Raw genomic sequence first — 21,354 nt, forward strand, 5'->3', positions numbered from 1 at the left:
AATTCCGAATCCGTACGGACTGGGCTTGTCGATAGAGGCCTTCGACGGGCTCAGGGCGAACGGGTTTTGGAAGGTGGTCTCAAAGGTGCGCGCGGCGTCACGCCCGGCCAGTGCTCAGCCTTGTGATCTCGTCATTCAGCGCCTGGATGGAAGACACCAGCCGTGCCCGGTCCGCTTGCAACAGCTGCAGGGCGTCGCGCGTTTCGCCGAGTTCCACGGCGCGGCGCGCGATGCGGGCGTCGAGTTCGGCATTGTGGCGGGTCAGCGCATTGATCTCGTCCGTGCGCTGGCAAAGCTGGCGCAGCCGCGCATCCAGGACGGCGAAGTCGAACGGCTTGGCGACATAATCGTCCGCACCCGCTTCCAACGCTTCGACGACGCTGTCGCTGTCCTGCCGCCCCGCGATCATCACGAAGCTTGCCTGTCCCGACAGCCCGGCCGCGCGGATCTTCCTCATGGTAGCGATCGCCGGCAGGATTTTGAGGCCCATGTCGATGAGGATGATGTCGGCTGGGCGCGCGAGAAGGCGATTCAGTGCAACGAAGCCGTTTTCAGCAAGCGCCACGTCATGATGGAGGTGGGAGAGGCGCCGCCCGATCACGGCGCGGGCCGTTTCGTCCTCGTCGATCAGCAGCAGCCTGCGGCGGCGAAGCGGCCGAGCGCCTTCCGTCCTGGCGCTGTCGCTGCTGTCCATTGCCCTGAAGAACTGCATGGCGTGGATCTCCTCCACGGCTTGATCTAGGATAAGTGCGCAAAAAAATGGTTAATGCGCCTGTCAGGGATTCGGCGCTTCGGCATCGGGCGCATAGGCGCGCAGGAAACAATCCACCGCGAAGGACACATCGGCGTCGATCTGCTTGGCTTCAGGTGCATCTATCTCGCCCCAGATCATCTGTTGATGACAGCCCGAGAGCGTCAGCACCACCAGCGTCCGCGCGGCAAGCATGGGATCGGCCCGCCGCAACTGCCCCTTGTCCATCGCCCCTTCCAGGAAACGGGCCAGCAGGTTGCGGGTGTAGAGCGGGGCCAGTTCATGGAAGATCGCGCCCATTTCGGGAAAGCGGCTCGCCTCTGCCGCGACCAGCCGGTGCAGCGCGATCGCGTCGGGCGACGTCACCTTGCGCAGCAGGTCGTGACTGAAGCGCAGCAGCGTCGGTTCAAGCTCACCCCCGGTGTCGAGCAACTGGGCGAGGCTGGCATGATAGACCTTCGTCGCGTCGCGCAGGACGGCGGCGAACAATTCTTCCTTGCCGGGGAAATAGCTCCACAAGGTGCCTTTCGACCCGCCCAGTTCAGCGGCGATGGAGGACATGGTCGTTGCGGCATAGCCATTTTCGAGGAATGATCGCTTCGCAACGGCGATTATGGCGTCGCGGCGGTCGCGGCGCCGGACTTCGCGGCGGGACAGGCAGGCAGTGTCGGTCGGGGCTGTCATAAAAGCGTACCATATAGTACGATAATTTGGTTGACAAGGTCATGCGGCAGGCGCAAAGGCGTTTTTCATACCACATGGTACGGTTTCCTATGTCTACACGTCGATCGACCCATCTCCTTCATGCTGGAAGCCTGACGGCGGCGGTGCTGGCGCTGTCCGCCTGCGCGGCTGTGCCGGACCTGGGCAAGGCGCCTGCGCCCCGGCCTGCTTCCAGCATCGCCGCGTCTGAGACGTTCGGGCAAGGCACCGCGCTCTGGCCCGCCGATGGATGGTGGAAGGCCTATGGCGACTCGCAACTCGATGCGTTGATGGAGGAGGGGCTGGCGGGATCGCCCGACCTTGCCGCCGCCGCCGCGCGCTTCCGGCAGGCAAGTGCTGCTGCCCAGCAGGCCGGGGCTCCGCTTGCGCCTTCGCTCGATCTCAACGGTTCGGCCGCCGCGACGAAGCAGAGCTATAATATGGGTCTGCCGAAGGATTTCGTGCCCAAGGGCTGGCTGGGCACGGGTCAGGTCGCGCTGGACCTGAATTTCGATCTCGACCTTTGGGGCCGCAACCGGGCCGCGCTCGCTGCCGCGACGTCGGAAACGGAGGCCGCGCGCTTCGATGCGCAGCAGGCGCGGCTGGCGCTTACGACCGGCATCGGCGATGCGTATGCCGACCTTGCGCGCCTGTTCGATCAACGGGCGATCCAGGAACGCGCGCTCGCCATCCGCTCCGCGAGCCAGAAGCTGGTGGCGGACCGGCAGCGCAATGGGCTGGAAACGAAAGGCAGCGTGCGGCAGGCCGATGCGACAGTCTCGGCAGCCCGCGCCGCGCTGGCAGGCATTGACCAGTCCATCGCTGTGCGGCGGCATCAGATCGCTGCTTTGATCGGGGCGGGGCCGGATCGCGGCCTTGCGATCAGGCAGCCGCGTTTGGGTGCGCTGACCGGCTTGGGCCTGCCTGCCGATGTCACCACCAATCTGGTGGCGCGCCGTCCCGATGTCGCCGCCGCGCTCGCGCGGACCGAGGCGGCGGCCAAGCGGATCAAGGTGGCGCGCGCGGATTTCTTCCCGGCCATTCGCTTGAGCGCTTTGGTCGGCGTGCAGTCGCTGGGGTATAATTCGTCCTTCACCGATCCTTCGCAAAGCGGTCCCCGATCGTTCGTTGACACGCTGTTCAGCAAGGATTCGTTGTTCGGCACGGTAGGCCCGGCGATCAGCTTGCCTATCTTTCATGGCGGCGAGCTGAGCGGCCGCTATCGTGGGGCGCGGGCGACCTTTGATGAAGCCGTCGCCAATTACGACCGGACCGTGCTGGGCGCATATCGCGACGTGGCGGATGCCGTCACCGGCCGCCGCTTGCTGGAGCAGCGGCTGACCGAAGCACGGGCGGCGCTGGCCGCTTCGGAAGAAGCCTATGCGATTGCGCAGAAACGTTACCGCGGCGGGCTTTTCACCTTTCTCGACGTGCTGAATGTCGAGGATCAGCTGCTTTCCGCGCGTCAGTCGGTCGCGGAACTGGAAGCGCTCACCTTTTCCACTGACATAGCCCTCATTCGCGCGCTGGGCGGCGGCTTCGCCTCCAGCGGCATCTCGTCCAAGGACTTGCCCAATGGCTGATGCAGCCCCCGAATTCACCGCCGATACCGCCAGCACAGACGCGGGCAGCGCCGACAAGAGCGCGCGGATGGAGCAGCGCAAGAAATGGCTGATCCGGTTGGCTGCGGCCGTGCTGATCATCGGCGCGATCTATGCGCTCTGGTATCTGCTGATCGGCCGCAATCATGTCAGCACCGACAACGCCTATGTGAATGCCGAGATTGCGCAGGTGACGCCGCTCATTTCCGCGCAGGCCGTGGAAGTGCGGGTGACCGATACGCAGGCGGTGAAGCGCGGTGACATATTGGTGCGGCTCGACCCCACCAACGCGCGGATCGCCGTTGCGCAGGCGGAAGCTGACCTGGCCGAAGCGCGCCGCCGCTTCCGCCAGACTGCGGCCACCAGCACGTCGCTTTCCGCCCAGGTGCGGGCGCGCGGCGCTGACATCGCGCAGGCGAACGCCCAGCTTGCCGCTGCCCAGGCCGATTATGAAAAGGCGCGGGTCGACCTTCAGCGGCGCGAGGCGCTGTCGCCCGAAGGCGCGGTCTCGGGTGAGGAAGTGACCAGCGCGCGCAAGGCGTTTGCAGCGGCGCGGGCTGGCCTGGAGCAGGCGCGCGCGGGCGTGGCGACGGCACGGGCGACGCAGGGTGCGGCGCAAGGGCAGCTCGCGGCCAACGATGCCCTTGTCAGCGGATCGACCATCGAGACGGACCCCGCTGTGCTTGCCGCCAAGGCGAAGCTGGAAAATGCGCGGCTTGACCTTGGCCGCACGATCATCCGCGCGCCGATCGATGGCGTCGTGACGCGGCGTCAGGTGCAGGTCGGCCAGCGCGTCGCGCAAGGGAGCCCGATCATGAGCATCGTGCCGCTTGCCCAAGTCTATGTCGACGCCAATTTCAAGGAACGGCAGCTGCGGCAGGTCCGCGTCGGCATGCCCGCGACGGTGGTTGCGGACATTTATGGCGGGGATGTCGTCTATCATGGCAAGGTTGTCGGCTTTTCGGGCGGCACCGGATCGTCGCTGGCGCTGATCCCGGCGCAGAACGCGACCGGCAACTGGATCAAGGTAGTCCAGCGCCTGCCCGTGCGCATCGCGCTCGATCCGCGCGAACTCGCCGCCCATCCGCTGCGCGTAGGCCTCTCGACCGAGGTCGAGATCGACCTGTCGCGCCATTGAGGACGGGCGCGTGACCGAAGCGGCCGAAAAATTCTTTATGGACCCCCGCCGGCGGATGCTGGCGGGGTTCGTGCTGGCATTGAGCAATTTCATGGTCGTGCTCGACCTGACGATCGCGAACGTGTCGGTGCCGCATATCGCCGGTAATCTGGGCATTTCCCCTGACCAGGGCACATGGATCATCACATCCTATGCGGTGGCCGAAGCGGTCTGCGTGCCATTGACCGGCTGGCTGGCGCAGCGGTTCGGGACGGTGCGGCTCTTCATCGGGGGCATGATCGGCTTTGGCATCTTCTCGCTGCTCTGCGGCCTGTCGATGACGCTCGGCATGCTTGTCGTGTGCCGCATCGGCCAGGGGCTGTGCGGCGGGCCGTTGATGCCGATGTCGCAGACCCTGCTGATGCGCATTTTTCCGCCCGAGCAGCGCGGAAGGGTGATGGGGCTCTGGGCTATGACGACCCTTGCCGGGCCAGCCTTGGGGCCGATCATCGGCGGCTATATCAGCGACAATTGGAGCTGGCACTGGATCTTCTTCATCAACCTGCCGATCGCCGTGCTTTGCGTTTTCGCAGCGATGGTGCTCCTCGCTCCAGCCGAAACGGAGCGCAAGAAGCTGCCGATCGATTATATCGGCCTTGCCCTGCTGATATTCTGGATCGGCTGTCTCCAGATCATGCTGGATACCGGCCGCGACCATGATTGGTTCGCCGATCCCATGATCCTGACGCTGGCCGTGCTGGCGGGCATCGGCTTCCTCGTCTTCATCATCTGGGAGTTGACCGAGGAGCATCCGATCGTCGACCTGCGCGTGTTCCGCCATGTCGGCTTCACATCGGGGGTGCTGACATATTCGCTCTGCTTCGGGGCCTATTTCGCGGGGATCGTCATCATTCCCCAATGGCTCCAGATATCGATGGGCTACACCGCCGTTTGGGCGGGGATCGTCACGGCGTTCACCGCCATGACGTCCATTCTTGTCGCGCCGCTGGCGGGCCGCGCGGTCAGCAAAGTGGATGTGCGCATCCTGATATCGGCGTCTGTGGCGTGGATGGGCATGGTCACGATGTGGCGCGCCGAATGGACGAGCGGAGCTGATTTCTGGACGCTGTCGCTGCCGCAGGTCGTGCAGGGGCTGGCGATGCCCTTCTTCATCATTCCGCTCACGACGCTGACGCTGGGTTCGGTCAATCCGGAAGAGACGGCATCAGCGGCGGGCATGCAGAATTTCCTGCGCACCATGGCCGTGGCGATCTCAACCTCCGTCGTCCTCACAGGCTGGGGCAATGGCCAGCGAACAGCGCGCAATGAAATGGTGTCGGCGCTCGCCCCCGATGTGGGCTCGCGGCTCTCCGGAACGGGACTTTCGCCCGAGCAGACGCCGCAAATGCTCGCCAATCTGGTTGATCAGCAAGCGACGGTATTGTCGATGAACCATGTGTTCTTCATCGCATCCTTGATCCTGTTCGTGGCAGCCGCGCTGGTCTGGGTCGCGCCGAAGCCGGTGGCGCGCGTGGACATGTCGGCGGCGCATTAAGGCAGGCTGATCTCCCGATCGATGCCGATGGCGCGCAGGAAGGCCGGGTCGTGGCTGACCACGATCAGCGCGCCGTCATAGCCAAGCAGGCCCTGCTCGATCGCCGCGATGCTGTCCAGGTCGAGATGGTTGGTCGGCTCGTCCAGCATCAGCAGCGGCGGCGGCATCGCGCCGCCCAGCACGCAGGCGAGCCCCGCGCGCAGCAGCTGCCCGCCGCTGAGGCTCCCGGCCTTTTGCAGCGCGAGGTCGGCACGGAACCGGAAGCGGGCAAGGGCGGCCCGCACCTCATTATGGGTGGCGTCCGGATGCAGGCGCGCGAAATTGTCCGCGATGCTGGCGGCCGGATCGAGCAGCTCCACCTTCTGGTCCAGCAGCGCGCAGGCGACGTGCCGGTCGACCTGTCCGGACAGCGGCGGCAGGCTGCCCGCGATCACATGGAGCAGCGTGGATTTGCCCGCGCCATTGGGGCCGATGATCGCGATGCGTTCCGGGCCGTTGACGGTGAAGGACAGCCCCTTGAGGATCGGGGCGTCGGGGTCATGTCCCGCGGTGACATGATCGAGCGTTACGATCCGCTGCCCCGGCAGCACAGCGGTGGAGGGGAGGGCGACCGTCAAGCTTTCGACCACTTCGATCCTTTGCCGGGCGGCTTGCGCTGCCTGTTCCGACTCGCGGCGCAGGCGTTCGGCCAGCCGCGCCGCCTCCCCACCTGACCCTTCGGCGCGGTCTTTCCGCATGCCGATCAGGATGCGCGGCATGTCGCCCTTCGCGCCCTTGCGGGCGCCTGCGGCGTCGCGGCGCTGCTTGCGCTCGGTAGCGATCTGGATGCGCCTGGCGATTTCCTTTTGGTGCCGTTGGGCATAGGCGAGGTCCTGCTCGGCAGCGGCCAGTTCCACTGCTTTGCGTGCCTGCCAGGAGGAGAAGTTGCCGCCATGGCGGCTGATGCCCAGCGTCGTCAGTTCGGCGATCGCCTCCATTTCCTCCAGCAGCGCGCGGTCATGGCTGACGACGATCGCGCCCGCGCGCCAGCGTGCGAGCAGGGCGATCAGCGCGGCCCGGCCATCGGCGTCGAGATTGTTGGTCGGCTCGTCCAGAAGCAGGAAATCGGGTCGGGCGAAGACCGCCCCGGCAAGCGCCGCCCGCGTCCGCTGCCCGCCCGACAACTGGCTGAGCGGCGTATCGGGCAAGGCTTCGAGGCCGGTGTCCGCCAGAGCCTCCTCGATGCGGGATGGCAGCGTCCAGTCGCATGCTTCCAGCTCGGCCATGTCAGCCTCGCCGCGTTCGGCCTTGGAAAGGAGCGCCACCGCTTGGGCCACGCCGAACAGATCGGCGATGGTCTCGCCAGGCGCGACCTGTACCGTCTGGCGCAGTTCGGCGATGGTCCCGTCCCGTTGAATGCTGCCGCTGGTGGGCTTCAGCCTGCCGGAAATGAGCGCGAGCAGCGTCGATTTGCCGACGCCATTGCGTCCGACAAGGCCAATCCGCTCAGGAGTGAAACGAAAATCTATGTCCGAAAGGACGGTCGTCCCGTCAGGCGCGGACCAGCTGATGTGCGATAATGTGATCGAAGGCATGGGCAAAAATCTCGCTGAAAGCAAAGCGTTGGGGCTGTGCGATCAGGTTGATGTCCATGGTGCCGATCCTCCGAATATTGGTCTGCAGCGATACAGCAGGTGCGGCGCGCAGGCAACCTTGCCGCGCTCGCCCAATTGACGCGGCGCAGCATCGCCGTCACTGAAAGGGCAAAAGGGTCGGGGTCCACATGCGAATCGTCATCATCGATGACAGCGGCCTGCGCGCGACGGTACTCGAAGAAGGACTGCGCGAGGCGGGCTATGACGATATCCACATCGTTCCCCCGCGCGGCGGCTTCGTCGCGCGGCTGGAGCGCATGGCGCCCGACGTCGTGCTGATGGACCTGGGCAGCCCCAGCCGCGACATGCTGGAGGAAATGCTGTCGGTCAGCCGCGCCCTGGCCCGGCCAATTGCGATGTTCGTCGACCAATCCGATGAATCGATGATCGGCGCGGCGATCGATGCGGGCGTGTCCGCCTATGTCGTCGATGGCCTGCGCAAGGAACGGGTGAAGCCGGTGCTGGAGCTGGCCGTGCGCCGCTTCAACGCCTTCGCCAAGCTGCAAACGGAACTGGACGAGGCGCGCACGGCGCTGTCCGACCGCAAGATCATCGACCGCGCAAAATCCATATTGATGAGCCAGCGTGGCATTAGCGAGCCGGACGCCTATGCGCTGCTGCGATCGGGCGCGATGAACCAGGGGAAGAAGATCGTGGATGTCGCCCAGGCCCTGATCACCGCCAGCGACCTGTTGGGAGGAGGGTTATGACGACGTCCCTGCGCATCGCCTATCTGCCGCTGACCGACTCCGCCGTGCTGGCGGTGGCGCGGGAAAAGGGCTTTGCGGAAGAGGAGGGCATCGCCCTTGACCTCGTCCGCGCGACCAGCTGGGCGACTTTGCGCGACCGGTTGGTGTTCGGGCAGGTGCAGGCGGCGCATATGCTGGCGCCCCTCGCCATCGCGGTGACGCTGGGGTTGAGCCAGCAGCCCGCGCCGCTGGCCGCGCCCTACAAGCTCAACGTCAACGGCAATATGCTGGTGATGGCGCGCGAATTTGCGCAGGCGCTCGACCCCGATGTGGTCGCGCGGCTCGATGATCCGCTGGGCACGGCGCATGATTTCGCTGCCGCCATTGGCCTGTGGAAGCGCAAGCCGGTGATCGGCGTCGTCCACCGCTTTTCCAGCCATGCGGTCATGCTGCGTTATTGGCTGGCAAGCGCTGGCGTCGATCCGGACCGCGACGTGCTGCTGCGGGTGGTGCCGCCGTCGCTGACCGTGGAGGCGATGCGCGCGGGCGAGATTGACGGCTTCATTGCGGGCGAGCCATGGGGCAGCGCGGCGGTGGACGCGGGCCTTGCCGAAGCGGTGGCGATCGGCGAGCGGATCTGGCGGCGCGGGGTGGAAAAGGTGCTGGCTTTCCGCACGCCCTGGCTGGAGGAAAATCCGCAGGCCGTCGATGCGCTGATCCGCGCGCTGGTGCGGTCGGCGGCATGGTGCGACGATCCGGCCAACCATGAGGCGTTGGCGCACCTATTGTCCCAGCCGCATCTGGTCGACCAGCCTGCCGATGTGATCGGGCGCGCGCTATCGGGGCGCATCACCGCGCGCGCGGATATGCCACCCGTGGATATGCCCGACTTCCTGCTCTTTTCGCTGGAGGCTACGCCGTTTCCGTGGCGCAGTCAGGCGCTATGGCTCTATTCGCAGCTCGTGCGGTGGAAGATGGTTGAGCATACAGCGGAGAATGCCGCCAAGGCCGGGTCCGTGTTCCGCCCCGACATATTCCGGCGGGCGCTGGCGGACAGCAATGTGCCGATACCCGGCGCAAGCATGAAGGTGGAGGGCGCCGTCGCCTCACCACTGGCGGTGGGATCGAAGCGCGGCGAATTGACCTTGGGGCCGGATCGCTTCTTCGACGGGCGGGTGTTCGATCCTGAGCGGATCGAGGATTTTCTCGCGAGTTTCTAAATCCTCCCCATCCTTATCGGGGAGGATTTGAAGCCGATGAACGAAGAAAAATTGTGCCTTGCAACATGAAACGAATCATCGGATAAGATAAGGGTCGCGCGACGATGCGCGTTTATGGATGAGCCTGCCCAAAGAGGGTGCACGCTCTCCTCAACATTATTTTGCAGCAAAGCCGCTGGCCGGATGTCGTGAAAGCGATCGTCCGGAGAACGGCTTTTTTTATGTCCATTTCACTTGGATTGAAGGACTTGCATCATGGCAACTGCTTATTGGGACCGCGACAGAAGCGGTGAGGGGGAAGCGGGTTCGACCAGCTTCTGGAAAGCTGGTCACACGCCGACGCTGATCGCTGCCTTTCTGTATTTCGACCTTGCCTTCATGGTGTGGGTGCTGCTGGGGCCACTCGCCCCGTCGATCTCCAAGACATTGGGTCTGACGCCTGCTGAAAAGGGGTTGATGGTCGCGGTGCCGACGCTTGCGGGCGCGCTGCTGCGGGTGGTGAACGGCCTGCTCGTCGACCGCATCGGTTGCAAGCAGGCGGGGGCAATCAGCCAGGTCATCGTGATCCTGGGCCTCTTCACCGCCTGGTTTATGGGCGTCAACAGCTTTGGCGGTACGCTGGCGCTGGGTGTGATCCTGGGCTTTGCAGGCGCTAGCTTCGCCATCGCGCTGCCGCTGGCCAGCCGCTGGTATCCGCCTGAACATCAGGGGAAGGCCATGGGCCTTGCGGGCATGGGCAATTCGGGCACGGTGCTGGCGTCGCTGTTCGCGCCGATCCTGGCCAAGCTGTTCGGATGGAACGCTGTGCTCGGCCTCGCCTGCATCCCGCTGACCATCGTGTTCGTCCTCTATATGATGATGGCGAAGAATGCGCCCAACGCGCCTGCGCCCAAGAAGCTGGTGGATTATTTCCAGCCGCTGAAGAGCGCGGACGCCTGGTGGCTGATGGGCTTTTATGCGGTGACCTTTGGCGGTTTCGTCGGCCTTGCCGCAAGCCTGCCGATCTACTTCACCGATCAGTTCGGGCTGACGCCGATCACCGCAGGCTATTGCACCGCGGGCTGCGTGTTCGCCGGATCGCTGGTCCGTCCGATGGGCGGCGCGCTGGCTGACCGGATCGGCGGGGTCAAGGCGCTGATGATGGTCTATATCGCCGCCGCTCTGGCGCTGGCGGCTGTATCCTACGCTGACACGCTGGTTTCGGCGCTTGGCTTCTTTGTCGCGGCGATGCTGGCGCTGGGCGCCGGTAACGGATCGGTGTTCCAGCTGGTGCCGCAGCGCTTCCAGGCTGAAATCGGCGTTATGACTGGCCTGGTCGGCATGGCGGGCGGCATTGGTGGGTTCTACCTCGCTTCGTCGCTGGGGATCGCCAAGCAGTTCACCGGCAGTTTTGCGCCGGGCTTCCTGATCTTCGCGGGGCTTTGCGTGGTGGCCTTCCTTGGCATTTCGATGGTTCGTGCGCGGTGGCGGGCGACCTGGAGCAGCGGCGCGCGCATCTGATCAGAGATTGATTGGAGAGGGAGGCGGCGGCACTCGAAAGAGGAGCCGCCGCCCTTTGTTTCAGTGCGAACGGTGGAGGCGTTCTGGGGTTTCGAGTGAAAGTTTCTCCCGAATCACCTTGACCCCATTTCCCATTCATCTATGCTGCACTGCGAAGGACAAGGTTGTCCTCAACTGACATAGCTGCGGTGATCCACGGACGGATCGTCAAAGCGTGAATGATGGCAAAGCCGCCATCCAGACCTCTGGGTTCAAAGCCCAGGGGTCCGGATGGCGGCTTTTTTATTGTCTGGAGTCAAGGGATGGATTTTCAGAACAACGCCGGACCGGAGACGGCCAACGAAGAGGATATCTTCGTGCCTTCGGACGATGTTCGCGAACATCTGGTGGTTGTTGGCAACGGCATGGCCGGTTGCCGCGCGATCGAGGAACTGTTGGCACGGGATGCAGGGCGCTATCGCGTCACCATCTTCGGCGCAGAGCCTTATGTTAACTATAATCGCATCATGCTCTCGCCGGTTCTGGCTGGTGAGAAGAGCTTCGATGACATCATCATCAACAGCCGCGAATGGTATGACGACAATCAGATCGAACTGATCGCGGGTGATCCGGTGACGGGCATCGACCGCACCGCCAAGACCGTCACGAGCCAGTCGGGTCGCACTGTTGGCTATGACAAGCTGCTGATCGCGACGGGTTCCGACCCGTTCATCATCCCGGTTCCGGGTAAGGACCTGCCCGGCGTCATCAGCTTCCGCGACATGAAGGATGTCGACACGATGCTGGAAGCTGCCGGAAAGGGCGGCAACGCAGTGGTGATCGGCGGTGGCCTGCTCGGTTTGGAAGCGGCGCACGGCCTGACCCTACGCGGCATGAAGGTGACGGTCATCCACCTCATGGACACGCTGATGGAACGTCAGCTGGACGAAGCGGCGGGTTGGTTGCTCAAGACCGCGCTGGAAGGCCGGGGCCAGACCATCCTGACCGGCGCCAACACCGAATCCATCTATGGCGATGGCAAGGTGGAAGGTGTCCGCCTCAAGGACGGCACTGAAATCCCGGCGAGCCTCGTCGTCATGGCGGTGGGCATCCGACCTTCGACTGCTCTGGCGCGCGAAGCTGGCCTCGACGTCAATCGCGGCATCAAGGTCGATGACCATATGGTCACCAGCGACCCTGATGTCCTCGCGGTCGGCGAATGCGTCGAGCATGACGGCAATGTCTATGGCCTCGTCGCGCCGCTGTGGGACATGTGCCGCAGCCTGGCTGATGGTCTGACCGATCAGCACACGGGCTACAAGGGCCCCGTCACCTCGACCAAGCTCAAGGTCGCCGGTCTGGACGTCTTCTCGGCTGGTGACTTCTCTGGCGGCGAGGGGTGCGAGGACATCGTGCTGCGCGATGCATCACGCGGCGTCTACAAGCGCGTCGTGGTCAAGGATGACAAGGTCATTGGCGCGGTCCTCTATGGCGACACGGCGGATGGCGGCTGGTATTTCGACCTGCTGAAGCGCGAGGAAGATGTCGGCAAAATCCGCGACCTGCTGATCTTCGGTCAGGCCTTCGCCTCTGGAGGAGGCGCGCTGGACCCTAAGGCGGCCGTTGCGGCGCTCTCGGACGATGCCGAGATCTGCGGCTGCAACGGCGTCAGCAAAGGCCAGGTCGTCGGCTGCATCGAAATGGGAGCATGCAGCCTGGATGCCGTGCGCGCCACCTGCAAGGCTTCGGCCAGTTGCGGCAGCTGTACCGGTCTGGTCGAGAACCTGCTGGCGGTGGTGCTGGGCGATGACGTCCAGTCGGGTCCCAAGACGATGTGCAAATGCACCAGCTTCGGCCATGACGATGTCCGCCGCGAGATCGTGGCGCAGAATATGCGCTCGATCCCGGAAGTGATGCAGAAGCTGCACTGGTCGACCCCGGATGGCTGCTCCTCCTGCCGCCCCGCGCTCAACTATTACCTCCTCTGCGCGCTGCCGGGTGAATATGTCGATGACCAGCAGAGCCGCTTCGTCAACGAACGCATGCACGCCAACATCCAGAAGGACGGCACCTACTCGGTTGTCCCGCGCATGTGGGGTGGCTTGACCAACCCGCGTGAACTGCGCGCGATCGCCGATGTGGTCGAGAAATATGACGCGCCGATGGTGAAGGTCACCGGTGGCCAGCGTCTCGACATCTTCGGCATCAAGAAGGAAGATTTGCCCGCCGTCTGGGCCGATCTGAACGCGGCCGGAATGGTGTCAGGCCACGCTTATGGCAAGTCGCTGCGCACGGTGAAGACCTGCGTGGGTTCGGAATGGTGCCGCTTCGGCACGCAGGACTCCACCGGCCTTGGCGTGAAGACGGAGCGGATGACCTGGGGGTCGTGGATGCCCCACAAGTTCAAGATCGCCGTATCCGGCTGCCCCCGCAACTGCGCGGAGGCGACGATCAAGGACTTTGGCGTGGTCTGCGTGGACTCGGGCTATGAACTGCATGTCGGCGGCAATGGCGGCATTCATGTCCGCGCCACCGATCTGCTCTGCAAGGTTTCGACCGAGCAGGAAGCGCTCGATTATTGCGCCGCCTTCACCCAGCTCTACCGCGAGGAAGCGCGCTATCTGGAGCGCACCGCGCCCTGGATCGAGCGCGTCGGGGTCGACTATGTGAAGCAGCGCATCGTCGAGGACGACGCAGGCCGCGAGGCTCTGCGCGCACGCTTCCTCTATTCGCAGAGCTTCAGCCAGGAAGATCCCTGGGCGCAGCGCGCCGCCGGTGCGGAAAGCGAATTGCACCAGCACCTTGAACCCATTGCCATCGCTGCGGAGTGACACCCATGACCGATTGGATCGACATCGGAACGCTGGCCGACATTCCCCAGCGTGGCGCTCGCACCGTTCAGATCACGGGCGAAAAGGAAATTGCCGTGTTCCGCACCAGCGATGACAAGGTCTTCGCGCTCGTCAATGAATGCCCGCACAAGAAGGGGCCGCTGAGCCAGGGCATTGTCCATGGCCACAGCGTCGCCTGCCCGCTCCACAACTGGAACATCGCCCTGAAGACGGGCGAGGCGCAGGGCAATGACGAGGGCTGCACGCCGACCATCGCCGTGAAGGAGGAGGGCGGCCGCATCCTGATCGCTCGGCCCACGGCGCTGAAGGCGGCTGCCTGAAACCGGCATCGAGCTTCCGGTCCCCAGCCATAATGGCGGGGATCTGGGTGGGGGTGTCTTGTTGGCCATCCCTTGCGGCAAGCGCCTCCACCCAATTCTTGTTCCTCGGGAAGAAGAGGTAAGAGCATGACAGAGGCCATCCGCACTACCTGCGCCTATTGCGGCGTCGGTTGCGGCATTTCGGCCACGCCGACCGGACCCCGGTCGGTCACGATCAAGGGCGATGAGCAGCACCCGGCGAACGGTGGCCGCCTCTGCTCCAAGGGCACGCATCTGGGCGAGACCGTCGGCCTGACCGGTCGTCTGCTGCACCCCATGATTGGCAACAGGCGCGCCAGCTGGGACAAGTCGCTGGACCTCGTCGCGAAGAAATTTCGCGACACCGTCGATCGCTTCGGCCCCGACAGCGTCGCCTTCTACGTCTCGGGCCAGCTGCTGACCGAAGATTATTATGTCGCCAACAAGCTGATGAAGGGCTTCATCGGCACCGCGAATATCGACACCAACAGCCGCCTTTGCATGTCGAGCGCGGTCGCGGGCCATAATCGTGCATTTGGCGAGGACATCGTGCCCGCCAGCTATGACGATCTGGACGAAGCCGACCTGATCGTGCTGGTCGGGTCCAACACCGCCTGGTGCCATCCGATCGTCTATCAGCGGATTCAGGCAGCGCGGGCGGAGCGCGGGACCAAGCTGGTCGTGATCGACCCACGCCGTACGGAGACTTGCGAAGGCGCGGACCTGCACTTGGCCGTAAAGCCCGGCACCGACGTTGCCCTGATGAATGGCCTGCTCGCCTGGTGCGATCAGGAAGGCGTCACCGACCCTGCGTTCATCGCCGACCATCTCAATGCGCCCGAAGGCTTCTGGGAGCATATCCGCACCGGCCACGATCTCTGGACCACGGCAAAGACCTGCGACATCGCGCCCGCGCTGCTCGAACAGTTCTACAAGCTGTTCGCCGCCACCGCGCGCACCGTCACCCTGTTCAGCCAGGGCATCAACCAGTCGATCCGCGGTACTGATCAGGTCAACACGATCATCAACGTCCACCTGGCTACCGGCCGCATCGGTAAGCCGGGCGCGGCGCCTTTTTCCATCACCGGCCAGCCCAACGCCATGGGCGGCCGCGAAGTCGGCGGCCTCGCCTCGACGCTGGCGGCCCATATGGACTTCGCGCCGGAGAATGTGGAGCGGGTCGGCCGCTTCTGGGCGGCGCCCACCATGGCGACCAAGCCGGGCCTGAAAGCCGTCGATCTCTTCCGCGCCATCAACGAAGGCCGGATCAAGGCGCTCTGGGTCATGGCCACCAACCCCGCCGTGTCGCTGCCCGACGCGAACCGCGTGCGCGAGGCGCTGGAGGCCGTGCCCTTCCTCGTCGTCTCGGACATCATCGCCGACACCGACACCAGCGTCCATGCCGACGTCCGCCTGCCCGCTGCTGGCTGGGGCGAGAAGGACGGCACCGTCACCAATTCCGACCGCACCATCAGCCGCCAGCGCCCCTTCATGGCGCTGCCCGGCGAGGCGAAGCCCGACTGGTGGATCATCAAGGAAGTCGGCCGCCGCATGGGCTGGCGCAACGCCTTCGCCTATGACCGGCCCGCCGACATCTGGCGTGAACATGCCCGCCTGACCGCCTATCAGAATGATGGCGCACGGCTGCTCAACCTCCGCGCGCAGGCGACCATCGGCAACGACGCCTATGAGGCGATGGAACCGTTCCGCTGGGGCGGCGACAAGCCCTTCGCGGATGGTCGCTTCTCCACCCCCGATGGCAAGGCGCGTCTGGTCCTCACCAAGCAGATGGACCTTCAGGAGCCGCTCCAACAGTGGCCGATGACGCTCAACACCGGCCGTTATCGTGACCAGTGGCACACGATGACGCGCACCGGCCTGTCGGCGAAGCTCGCCCGTCATCGGGAGGAGCCGCTTGTCGAAATCCATGCCGAGGACGCACAGGAACTGGGCATTGCCGATGGCGACCTGGCCCAGGTTTCCACGGCGCAGGGCAATAGCATCTTCCGTGTGGGGCTGAGCGATGGCCAGCGCCGGGGCGAAATCTTCACCCCGATCCATTGGACCGATCAAATCTCGACCGGCGGCCGCACCGGTCTGCTGCCCCGTCCGCTGGTCGATCCGCATTCGGGTCAGCCCGGCTTCAAGCTGACGCCCGCGCGCATCGAGAAGGTCGCCACCGAGTGGAAGGGCTTCCTGATCCTGCGCGGCGAGCAGCCCGCCAGGGTTCCCTGCCTGTGGGCGACAAAGGTCACCGTGCCGGGCGGCGCGCTTTACGAGGTCGCGGGCAATGGCGATCCCGCCCGGCTCGAAGCCTGCCTGCCCAAGGGCGACCGGGTCGAGGCCGTCGATGTGTCGCGTGGCACCCGCCGCGTCGCGATCATCAAGGATGGCAAGCTGGCAGGCGTCCTCTTCGTGACCCGAACCGGCCTGCTCCCCTCGCGCGACTGGCTCATCGGCCAGCTTGAAGCCGAAGAGGTGGGCGCTTCCGTCCTCGCCGCGCGCGGCCCTAGCAGCCAGCCTGACAAAGGCCCGACCATCTGCGTCTGCTTCGACATCGGCCTCAACCAGATCGTTGCCGCCATTCGCGACCAGAGCCTGGTCGACGTGCCCGCCATCGGCAAGGCGATCGGCGCGGGCACCAATTGCGGGTCCTGCCGCCCCGCGCTCGCCAACATCCTCGCCCAAATCCCGCAGGAGACGCTCCATGCAGCCGAATGAGTTGATCACCCCCGGTGAAGTCTGGCTGGTCGGCGCAGGCCCCGGCGACCCGGATTTGCTCACCCGCAAGGCCGAAAAGCTGATGGCGGCGGCTGACATCGTCTTTTATGACGCGCTGGTCGGCCCCGGCGTCCTCGACCTCATCCCGCAAGGCATCGAGTGCATCAGTGTCGGCAAGCGGTCGGGCCGTCACAGCAAGGATCAGGAAAGCATCAACGACCTCCTCCTCGCCGCCGCCAAGGCAGGCAAGCGCGTCGTGCGCCTGAAAGGCGGCGACCCGTCGGTCTTCGGCCGATCGGCGGAGGAGATGGAGCATCTCGCCGCTGACGGCATCCGCACCCACATCTGCCCCGGCATCACCACCGCCAGCGCGGCGGCGGCAAGCGGCAACGCCTCGCTCACCCTGCGCGGGAAGGCGCGCGGCCTGACGCTGGTGACCGCGCATCTCAAAGCCGGTGAACCGCTCAAGCTCGACTGGGAAACGCTCGCCCGTCCCGGCGGCACGCTCGGCATCTATATGGGCCGCGCCGCAGCCGGAGAGATCAGCCGCCAGCTGATCGCCGCCGGACGCGATCCCAAAACCCCGGTGATGGTGGCGGTCAATGTATCGCTGCCCACCGAACGGCTGATCCGGGGGAAGCTTTCGGCGCTTGCCTTTCTGGTGGCGACGATCAGCGATGAAGATCCGACCCTGCTTCTGATTGGTGAGGCGGTGGCGGGCACGACCATGCCAGTAGAGGCCGCCGCGAGCGTCGCTCTTCAGCTTTGAAGATCGGCTCGCCGCGACCTTTGCCCTGAGCTTGCCGAACGCCCCCGAACTTAGTTGGAAGGAAGGGTGGGGGCTTCGGCAAGTTCAGTTCGGCGGCAGGGTGCAACCCGCTCAGCACGATAAACAATGTGCTCCTGCGAAGGCAGGAGCCCAGTCCCGCCCTCTGAATTGGGCTCCTCCCTTCGCAGGAGCACGGCGCGGCTAGTTTTTCGGCAATCCGGCAAGATCCTGCGGTCGGTTTATGTTGGGCAGGACGATATCCGCCCGCTCCACGATCCGCGCGCCGATCCGCTCCAGCCAGCCATATATCGACCGGCTATTCTCCTCAGCCAGATGCGCGTCCAGTTCATCCGCAAGCCCGGCAGGCCAGAAACCGGCAAGTTGCTGCCCCTTCAACACCGCAGCGTCTTCTCCCGCCAGCGCCTCCACCAGCGCCGCCGGATAGACCGGCATGTCACACCCGGTCGTCAGCACCGCGTCATAGCCTTCGTCCCGCGCATGATGCAGTGCCGCGTTCAGCCCGCCCAGCGGTCCCATATCAGGCGCGGGCCGGTCGGAGAGGCTGGTCATCCCCTCGACCGTCCGCCCGCAGACCACCACCGCCTCCACATGGGGCGCGATCGCCGCCACCGCATGGTCGATCAGCATGCGTCCGTCCGGCATCAGCGCCAGCGCCTTGTCGCTCCCGAACCGACGGGATCGTCCCCCGGCAAGCACAGCGCCCAGTACTCGCATCGATCCACTCCTTGGCAGAACCCTCGCTTTCCCCTATGGCGCGCGGCGTGAGCGGGCAACCGTTCACGAAAGATCGCGCCGGAAAGGGAATGCGGTGGGGACGGTTCATCCGTCCAAGTCCGCAGCTGCCCCTGCAACTGTAAGCGGTGAGCGCGATGCACCCGGAAACCCGCATGCCTTCAAAAGGGGAAGGCGAGGGGGACCAGCCACTGGACACGCGTCCGGGAAGGCCCGTGCATCGCCGCGACGACCCGCGAGCCAGGAAACCTGCCGGCGCATGGTCGCTCTTGCCTGGGTCCAGGGATCGGCCCGGGCACGGTTTTCCGTCTGAGCGACGAAGCGGCGCAGGGCCGCATCGGTGCGCGTGACGGGATTGGCGTCTCCCTCCCTCGCGCACCGGCCGCTCGCGCGGAAGCCCTGGCCTCATGTCGCATGGCGCTCAGGGAAGGCATAAAATGTTCAAGACCGGAATTTCACTGCTGGCGCTGCTCGCCGCCACCCCAGCGCTTGCCGAAGACGCAGACGAAATCGTCGTCACTGCGCTCGGCATCGAGCAGCCGACCGATGAAGTCGGGCAGGCCGTGACGGTGATCGATGAAAAGACGATCGAGACGCGCCAGAATGTCAGCGTCGCGGACCTGCTGATCACCACGCCCGGCGTCCGTTTCAACCGCGCCGATGCCGTCGGCGGCGTCACCGGCATTTCGATCCGTGGCGCGGAAACGACGCAAACGCTGGTGCTGCTCGATGGCGTGAAGATCAATGATCCGAGCAGCATCGGCGACGCCTATGATTTCGGCAATTTGCTGACCGGCAACATCCGCCGCATCGAAGTGCTGCGCGGCTCCAATTCGGTGGTCTACGGCAGCCAGGCGATTGGCGGCGTGGTCAACATCATGACCGGCGCCCCCAGTGAAGATTTCGGAGGCACGGTTTCGGTCGACTATGGCTATGCCGACACGCTGAACGCCAAGGCGAACGTTTCCGGCACAAGCGGCATCGCCTCAGGCGGGCTTGGCGTCGCCTATTTCCGCACAGATGGCATTTCGTCCGCTGCGGGGGGCACCGAGCCAGACAGCTATGAAAATGTCGCCGCTAACGCGAAGCTCAAGCTAAGCTTCACCGATGCCCTGAGCCTTGATCTGCGCGGCTACTATATCCATTCCGATCTCGACACGGACATGTTCTTCGGCGCGCCGATCGACACGCCCGACACCAGCAAGGTCGATCAATATATCGGTTATGCAGGTCTGAACGCCGCTCTGTTCGATGGAAAGCTTCAGAACCGGGCTGCAGTCACATGGTCGCGCACGGACCGTGATTATTTCTCCTTTCGAGGCGATGACGCGAGGGAAGGATATAGTGGGACGACCCTGCGTTTCGAGTATGAAGGCGTCTATCAGCCGGTGGATCAGGCCCGCATCATTTTCGGCTACGAACATGAACGGCCCGACTTTGATTCCTTCGGCCCATTTGCGCCGGGCAGCGCGCGGGCCAATATCGACAGCGTCTATGCGCTCGCGGTCGTACAGCCGGTCGATGGCCTCTCGCTCACCGGAGGCGTTCGCCATGATGATCATAGCCAGTTCGGCGGCGCAACCACCTTCGGCGCCAATGCCAATTACACGCCCAACAAGGGCGCGACCAACTTCCGCCTCAGCTATGGCGAGGGATTCAAGGCACCCTCGCTCTATCAGCTTTATGCGCCGATATTTGGCAATGCGGCGCTGGAGCCGGAGCGTTCCAAAAGCTACGATATCGGCTTCGACCAGAGCTTCGACGATAATCGCGTGACGATTTCCGTTACGGCGTTTTTGCGCGACACGCGCGATCAGATCACCTTTGCCGCCGCCGCATACGGCAATGTCGGCCGCACGCGGGCGAAGGGTGTCGAAGGGTCGATCGCGCTGCGGCCGGTCGATGCGCTGACCGTTACGGCGGCTTACAGCTATGTCGATGCACGGGATCGTTCGCCGGGAAGCCCCGACGAAGGACTGCGCCTGCTACGGCGTCCGGCCAATGTCGCCAGCCTGTCGGCTGATTATGTCTGGCCGTTCGGGTTGTCGACAGGGGCTACCGTAACGATGGTCAGCGACAGCTACGATTCGATCTTCGATGAACAGACATTCGCAGCCGTTCGCATCCAGCATGACGGCTACGCCCGGCTGGACCTCCGCGCCTCGCTGCCGATCAACGAGCATCTGGAGATTTACGGGCGCATCGACAATGTCACGGACGAGGAATATGCGACCGTCTATGGCTACAGCACCTATGGCCGATCGGCCTATGGCGGCGTGCGTGTCCGCTTCTGACGGTGAAAGATGAAGGGGGTGGGCGGCCGCCCCGCTTCATCGCCGGGGCGCGGCCTTTCGCTGCGCCCTGTCTTTGCCCGCAACATCCGCCTGGGCAATGATGCTGCGCGCGGCCTGCACATAGGCGGGGCCGCCGCAGACCGTCCAGGCCTGGGGCACACGGATACGCGGGATGGATCGCAGCGCGGGATGGTGCAGCATCTCCGTCCCCTGATCGACGATGTTTTCGCTGCCTTCTTCCACGATCAGATAGTCGGGCCTGGCCGCGATCATCTGTTCCAGCGGCACTTGCGCCAGCGCAGGCTTGCCCAGCTTTTCCGCCAGATTGACGAGGCCCGCGCGCCGGATCAGTTCATCGACCAGGGTGCCCGTGCCCGTCATATAGCCGCGCCGCTGATAATAGGCCGCGACCCCGCCGCCCTTGCGCCGGGGCAGGGCGGCAAGGTCGCGCTCCATGCTCTTGATCAACGCTTCGCCGCGCGCGCGCTGGCCGACCGCCGCCGCGACCTGACGGACCTGATCGCGGATGGCGGCGAAGCTGGTTGCGCTCGCGAGGCCCAGCTTGCGCCATCGCCCATCGGGTGCGCCGACCACGCCGCCCGCACCATCGGGAAAGCCAATTACCAAGTCGGGCCGCAACGCCAGCACCTCTTCAGCCGGGCGCTTCAGCACCGGAAAGCGCCGCGCCTTCGCCACCGCTGCCGACAATTCGGGATCATGGCCATAGGGGCTCAATGCCGCGATCTGACCCGGATCGGCGAGCGCCAGCACATATTGGTCGGCACAGGTGTTGAGCGACACGATGCGGCGCGGGGGGACTGGCGCAGCGCTGGTGAGGCCAAGCGCCAGCAGGCCCATGAAGATCTTTTTGGCAGGCAC

Annotated in this window: 16 protein-coding genes and 1 riboswitch; of the genes, 11 read left to right on the top strand and 5 right to left on the bottom strand. The window is 64.8% G+C overall.

What is annotated here, in order from left to right; translation table 11 throughout:
• Positions 1–97: 97 nt before the first annotated feature.
• Entirely contained in the window at positions 98–712 is a 615-nt protein-coding gene (locus NCHOL11_RS02300; RefSeq protein ID WP_097092667.1) for a response regulator, read from the bottom strand.
• A 63-nt stretch (positions 713–775) separates the two neighbouring features.
• Entirely contained in the window at positions 776–1,435 is a 660-nt protein-coding gene (locus NCHOL11_RS02305; protein WP_097090888.1) for a TetR/AcrR family transcriptional regulator, read from the bottom strand.
• An 89-nt stretch (positions 1,436–1,524) separates the two neighbouring features.
• On the opposite strand from NCHOL11_RS02305, the gene NCHOL11_RS02310 reads away from it, so the two are divergent.
• The 3 genes from NCHOL11_RS02310 to NCHOL11_RS02320 are packed head-to-tail and all read left to right on the top strand — an operon-like array spanning position 1,525 to position 5,726.
• The gene (locus NCHOL11_RS02310) at positions 1,525–3,036 is read left to right on the top strand and encodes an efflux transporter outer membrane subunit (protein WP_097090889.1); all 1,512 of its coding nucleotides are present in this window, start codon (positions 1,525–1,527) and stop codon (positions 3,034–3,036) included.
• The gene (locus NCHOL11_RS02315) at positions 3,029–4,192 is read left to right on the top strand and encodes an EmrA/EmrK family multidrug efflux transporter periplasmic adaptor subunit (protein WP_097090890.1); all 1,164 of its coding nucleotides are present in this window, start codon (positions 3,029–3,031) and stop codon (positions 4,190–4,192) included. The genes NCHOL11_RS02310 and NCHOL11_RS02315 overlap by 8 nt, the downstream gene beginning before the upstream one ends.
• A gap of 37 nt (positions 4,193–4,229) precedes the next feature.
• Positions 4,230–5,726 carry a DHA2 family efflux MFS transporter permease subunit gene (locus tag NCHOL11_RS02320; protein ID WP_097092668.1) on the top strand — a complete coding sequence of 499 codons (1,497 nt, stop codon included), beginning with the start codon at positions 4,230–4,232 and terminating at the stop codon, positions 5,724–5,726.
• On the opposite strand, the gene NCHOL11_RS02325 is transcribed toward NCHOL11_RS02320, so the two are convergent.
• Positions 5,723–7,300 carry an ABC-F family ATP-binding cassette domain-containing protein gene (locus NCHOL11_RS02325; RefSeq protein WP_176502164.1) on the bottom strand — a complete coding sequence of 526 codons (1,578 nt, stop codon included), beginning with the start codon at positions 7,298–7,300 and terminating at the stop codon, positions 5,723–5,725. The two genes, NCHOL11_RS02320 and NCHOL11_RS02325, sit on opposite strands and share 4 nt — an antisense overlap.
• A 188-nt stretch (positions 7,301–7,488) precedes the next feature.
• Between NCHOL11_RS02325 and NCHOL11_RS02330 the strand changes: the two genes are divergently transcribed.
• The 7 genes from NCHOL11_RS02330 to cobA all read left to right on the top strand — a co-directional run bounded on the left by NCHOL11_RS02330 (position 7,489) and on the right by cobA (position 17,428).
• A complete protein-coding gene (locus NCHOL11_RS02330; RefSeq protein WP_097090892.1) occupies positions 7,489–8,070 on the top strand; it encodes an ANTAR domain-containing response regulator in 582 nt (193 codons plus the stop codon).
• The gene (locus tag NCHOL11_RS02335; RefSeq protein WP_097090893.1) at positions 8,067–9,269 is read left to right on the top strand and encodes a CmpA/NrtA family ABC transporter substrate-binding protein; all 1,203 of its coding nucleotides are present in this window, start codon (positions 8,067–8,069) and stop codon (positions 9,267–9,269) included. The genes NCHOL11_RS02330 and NCHOL11_RS02335 overlap by 4 nt, the downstream gene beginning before the upstream one ends.
• A gap of 255 nt (positions 9,270–9,524) precedes the next feature.
• On the top strand, positions 9,525–10,769 hold the full coding sequence (locus tag NCHOL11_RS02340) for a nitrate/nitrite transporter (RefSeq protein WP_097090894.1): 1,245 nt from the start codon (positions 9,525–9,527) through the stop codon (positions 10,767–10,769).
• Between the two features lie 302 nt (positions 10,770–11,071).
• The gene (nirB, locus tag NCHOL11_RS02345; RefSeq protein ID WP_097090895.1) at positions 11,072–13,579 is read left to right on the top strand and encodes a nitrite reductase large subunit NirB; all 2,508 of its coding nucleotides are present in this window, start codon (positions 11,072–11,074) and stop codon (positions 13,577–13,579) included.
• A 5-nt stretch (positions 13,580–13,584) separates the two neighbouring features.
• On the top strand, positions 13,585–13,920 hold the full coding sequence (nirD, locus tag NCHOL11_RS02350; protein ID WP_097090896.1) for a nitrite reductase small subunit NirD: 336 nt from the start codon (positions 13,585–13,587) through the stop codon (positions 13,918–13,920).
• Between the two features lie 126 nt (positions 13,921–14,046).
• Positions 14,047–16,659: a nitrate reductase gene (locus tag NCHOL11_RS02355; RefSeq protein ID WP_097090897.1), complete on the top strand. Its 2,613-nt coding sequence runs from the start codon at positions 14,047–14,049 to the stop codon at positions 16,657–16,659.
• Complete coding sequence (gene cobA / locus NCHOL11_RS02360) at positions 16,646–17,428, top strand: uroporphyrinogen-III C-methyltransferase (protein ID WP_097090898.1); 783 nt, start codon at positions 16,646–16,648, stop codon at positions 17,426–17,428. The genes NCHOL11_RS02355 and cobA overlap by 14 nt, the downstream gene beginning before the upstream one ends.
• 201 nt (positions 17,429–17,629) lie before the next feature.
• On the opposite strand, the gene mobA is transcribed toward cobA, so the two are convergent.
• On the bottom strand, positions 17,630–18,163 hold the full coding sequence (gene mobA, locus NCHOL11_RS02365) for a molybdenum cofactor guanylyltransferase (protein WP_097090899.1): 534 nt from the start codon (positions 18,161–18,163) through the stop codon (positions 17,630–17,632).
• A 27-nt stretch (positions 18,164–18,190) separates the two neighbouring features.
• Positions 18,191–18,452: riboswitch (cobalamin riboswitch) on the top strand.
• A gap of 166 nt (positions 18,453–18,618) precedes the next feature.
• On the opposite strand from mobA, the gene NCHOL11_RS02370 reads away from it, so the two are divergent.
• A complete protein-coding gene (locus NCHOL11_RS02370; RefSeq protein ID WP_097090900.1) occupies positions 18,619–20,475 on the top strand; it encodes a TonB-dependent receptor plug domain-containing protein in 1,857 nt (618 codons plus the stop codon).
• Positions 20,476–20,511: 36 nt separating this feature from the next.
• Here NCHOL11_RS02370 and NCHOL11_RS02375 read toward each other — a convergent pair whose 3' ends face one another.
• Positions 20,512–21,333, bottom strand: a complete 822-nt coding sequence (locus tag NCHOL11_RS02375; protein WP_097092669.1) for an ABC transporter substrate-binding protein — start codon at positions 21,331–21,333, stop codon at positions 20,512–20,514.
• Positions 21,334–21,354 lie beyond the last annotated feature (21 nt).

This window comes from Novosphingobium sp. Chol11 (genome assembly GCF_900218065.1).
Lineage (GTDB): Bacteria > Pseudomonadota > Alphaproteobacteria > Sphingomonadales > Sphingomonadaceae > Sphingobium > Sphingobium agri.

What these genes read in the sequence shown, in the direction of transcription:
- NCHOL11_RS02300 (WP_097092667.1), bottom strand. Translation starts at nt 712, where the DNA reads ATGCAGTTCTTCAGGGCAATGGACAGCAGCGACAGCGCCAGGACGGAA.
- NCHOL11_RS02305 (WP_097090888.1), bottom strand. Translation starts at nt 1,435, where the DNA reads ATGACAGCCCCGACCGACACTGCCTGCCTGTCCCGCCGCGAAGTCCGG.
- NCHOL11_RS02310 (WP_097090889.1), top strand. Translation starts at nt 1,525, where the DNA reads ATGTCTACACGTCGATCGACCCATCTCCTTCATGCTGGAAGCCTGACG.
- NCHOL11_RS02315 (WP_097090890.1), top strand. Translation starts at nt 3,029, where the DNA reads ATGGCTGATGCAGCCCCCGAATTCACCGCCGATACCGCCAGCACAGAC.
- NCHOL11_RS02320 (WP_097092668.1), top strand. Translation starts at nt 4,230, where the DNA reads ATGGACCCCCGCCGGCGGATGCTGGCGGGGTTCGTGCTGGCATTGAGC.
- NCHOL11_RS02325 (WP_176502164.1), bottom strand. Translation starts at nt 7,300, where the DNA reads ATGCCTTCGATCACATTATCGCACATCAGCTGGTCCGCGCCTGACGGG.
- NCHOL11_RS02330 (WP_097090892.1), top strand. Translation starts at nt 7,489, where the DNA reads ATGCGAATCGTCATCATCGATGACAGCGGCCTGCGCGCGACGGTACTC.
- NCHOL11_RS02335 (WP_097090893.1), top strand. Translation starts at nt 8,067, where the DNA reads ATGACGACGTCCCTGCGCATCGCCTATCTGCCGCTGACCGACTCCGCC.
- NCHOL11_RS02340 (WP_097090894.1), top strand. Translation starts at nt 9,525, where the DNA reads ATGGCAACTGCTTATTGGGACCGCGACAGAAGCGGTGAGGGGGAAGCG.
- nirB (WP_097090895.1), top strand. Translation starts at nt 11,072, where the DNA reads ATGGATTTTCAGAACAACGCCGGACCGGAGACGGCCAACGAAGAGGAT.
- nirD (WP_097090896.1), top strand. Translation starts at nt 13,585, where the DNA reads ATGACCGATTGGATCGACATCGGAACGCTGGCCGACATTCCCCAGCGT.
- NCHOL11_RS02355 (WP_097090897.1), top strand. Translation starts at nt 14,047, where the DNA reads ATGACAGAGGCCATCCGCACTACCTGCGCCTATTGCGGCGTCGGTTGC.
- cobA (WP_097090898.1), top strand. Translation starts at nt 16,646, where the DNA reads ATGCAGCCGAATGAGTTGATCACCCCCGGTGAAGTCTGGCTGGTCGGC.
- mobA (WP_097090899.1), bottom strand. Translation starts at nt 18,163, where the DNA reads ATGCGAGTACTGGGCGCTGTGCTTGCCGGGGGACGATCCCGTCGGTTC.
- NCHOL11_RS02370 (WP_097090900.1), top strand. Translation starts at nt 18,619, where the DNA reads ATGTTCAAGACCGGAATTTCACTGCTGGCGCTGCTCGCCGCCACCCCA.
- NCHOL11_RS02375 (WP_097092669.1), bottom strand. Translation starts at nt 21,333, where the DNA reads ATGGGCCTGCTGGCGCTTGGCCTCACCAGCGCTGCGCCAGTCCCCCCG.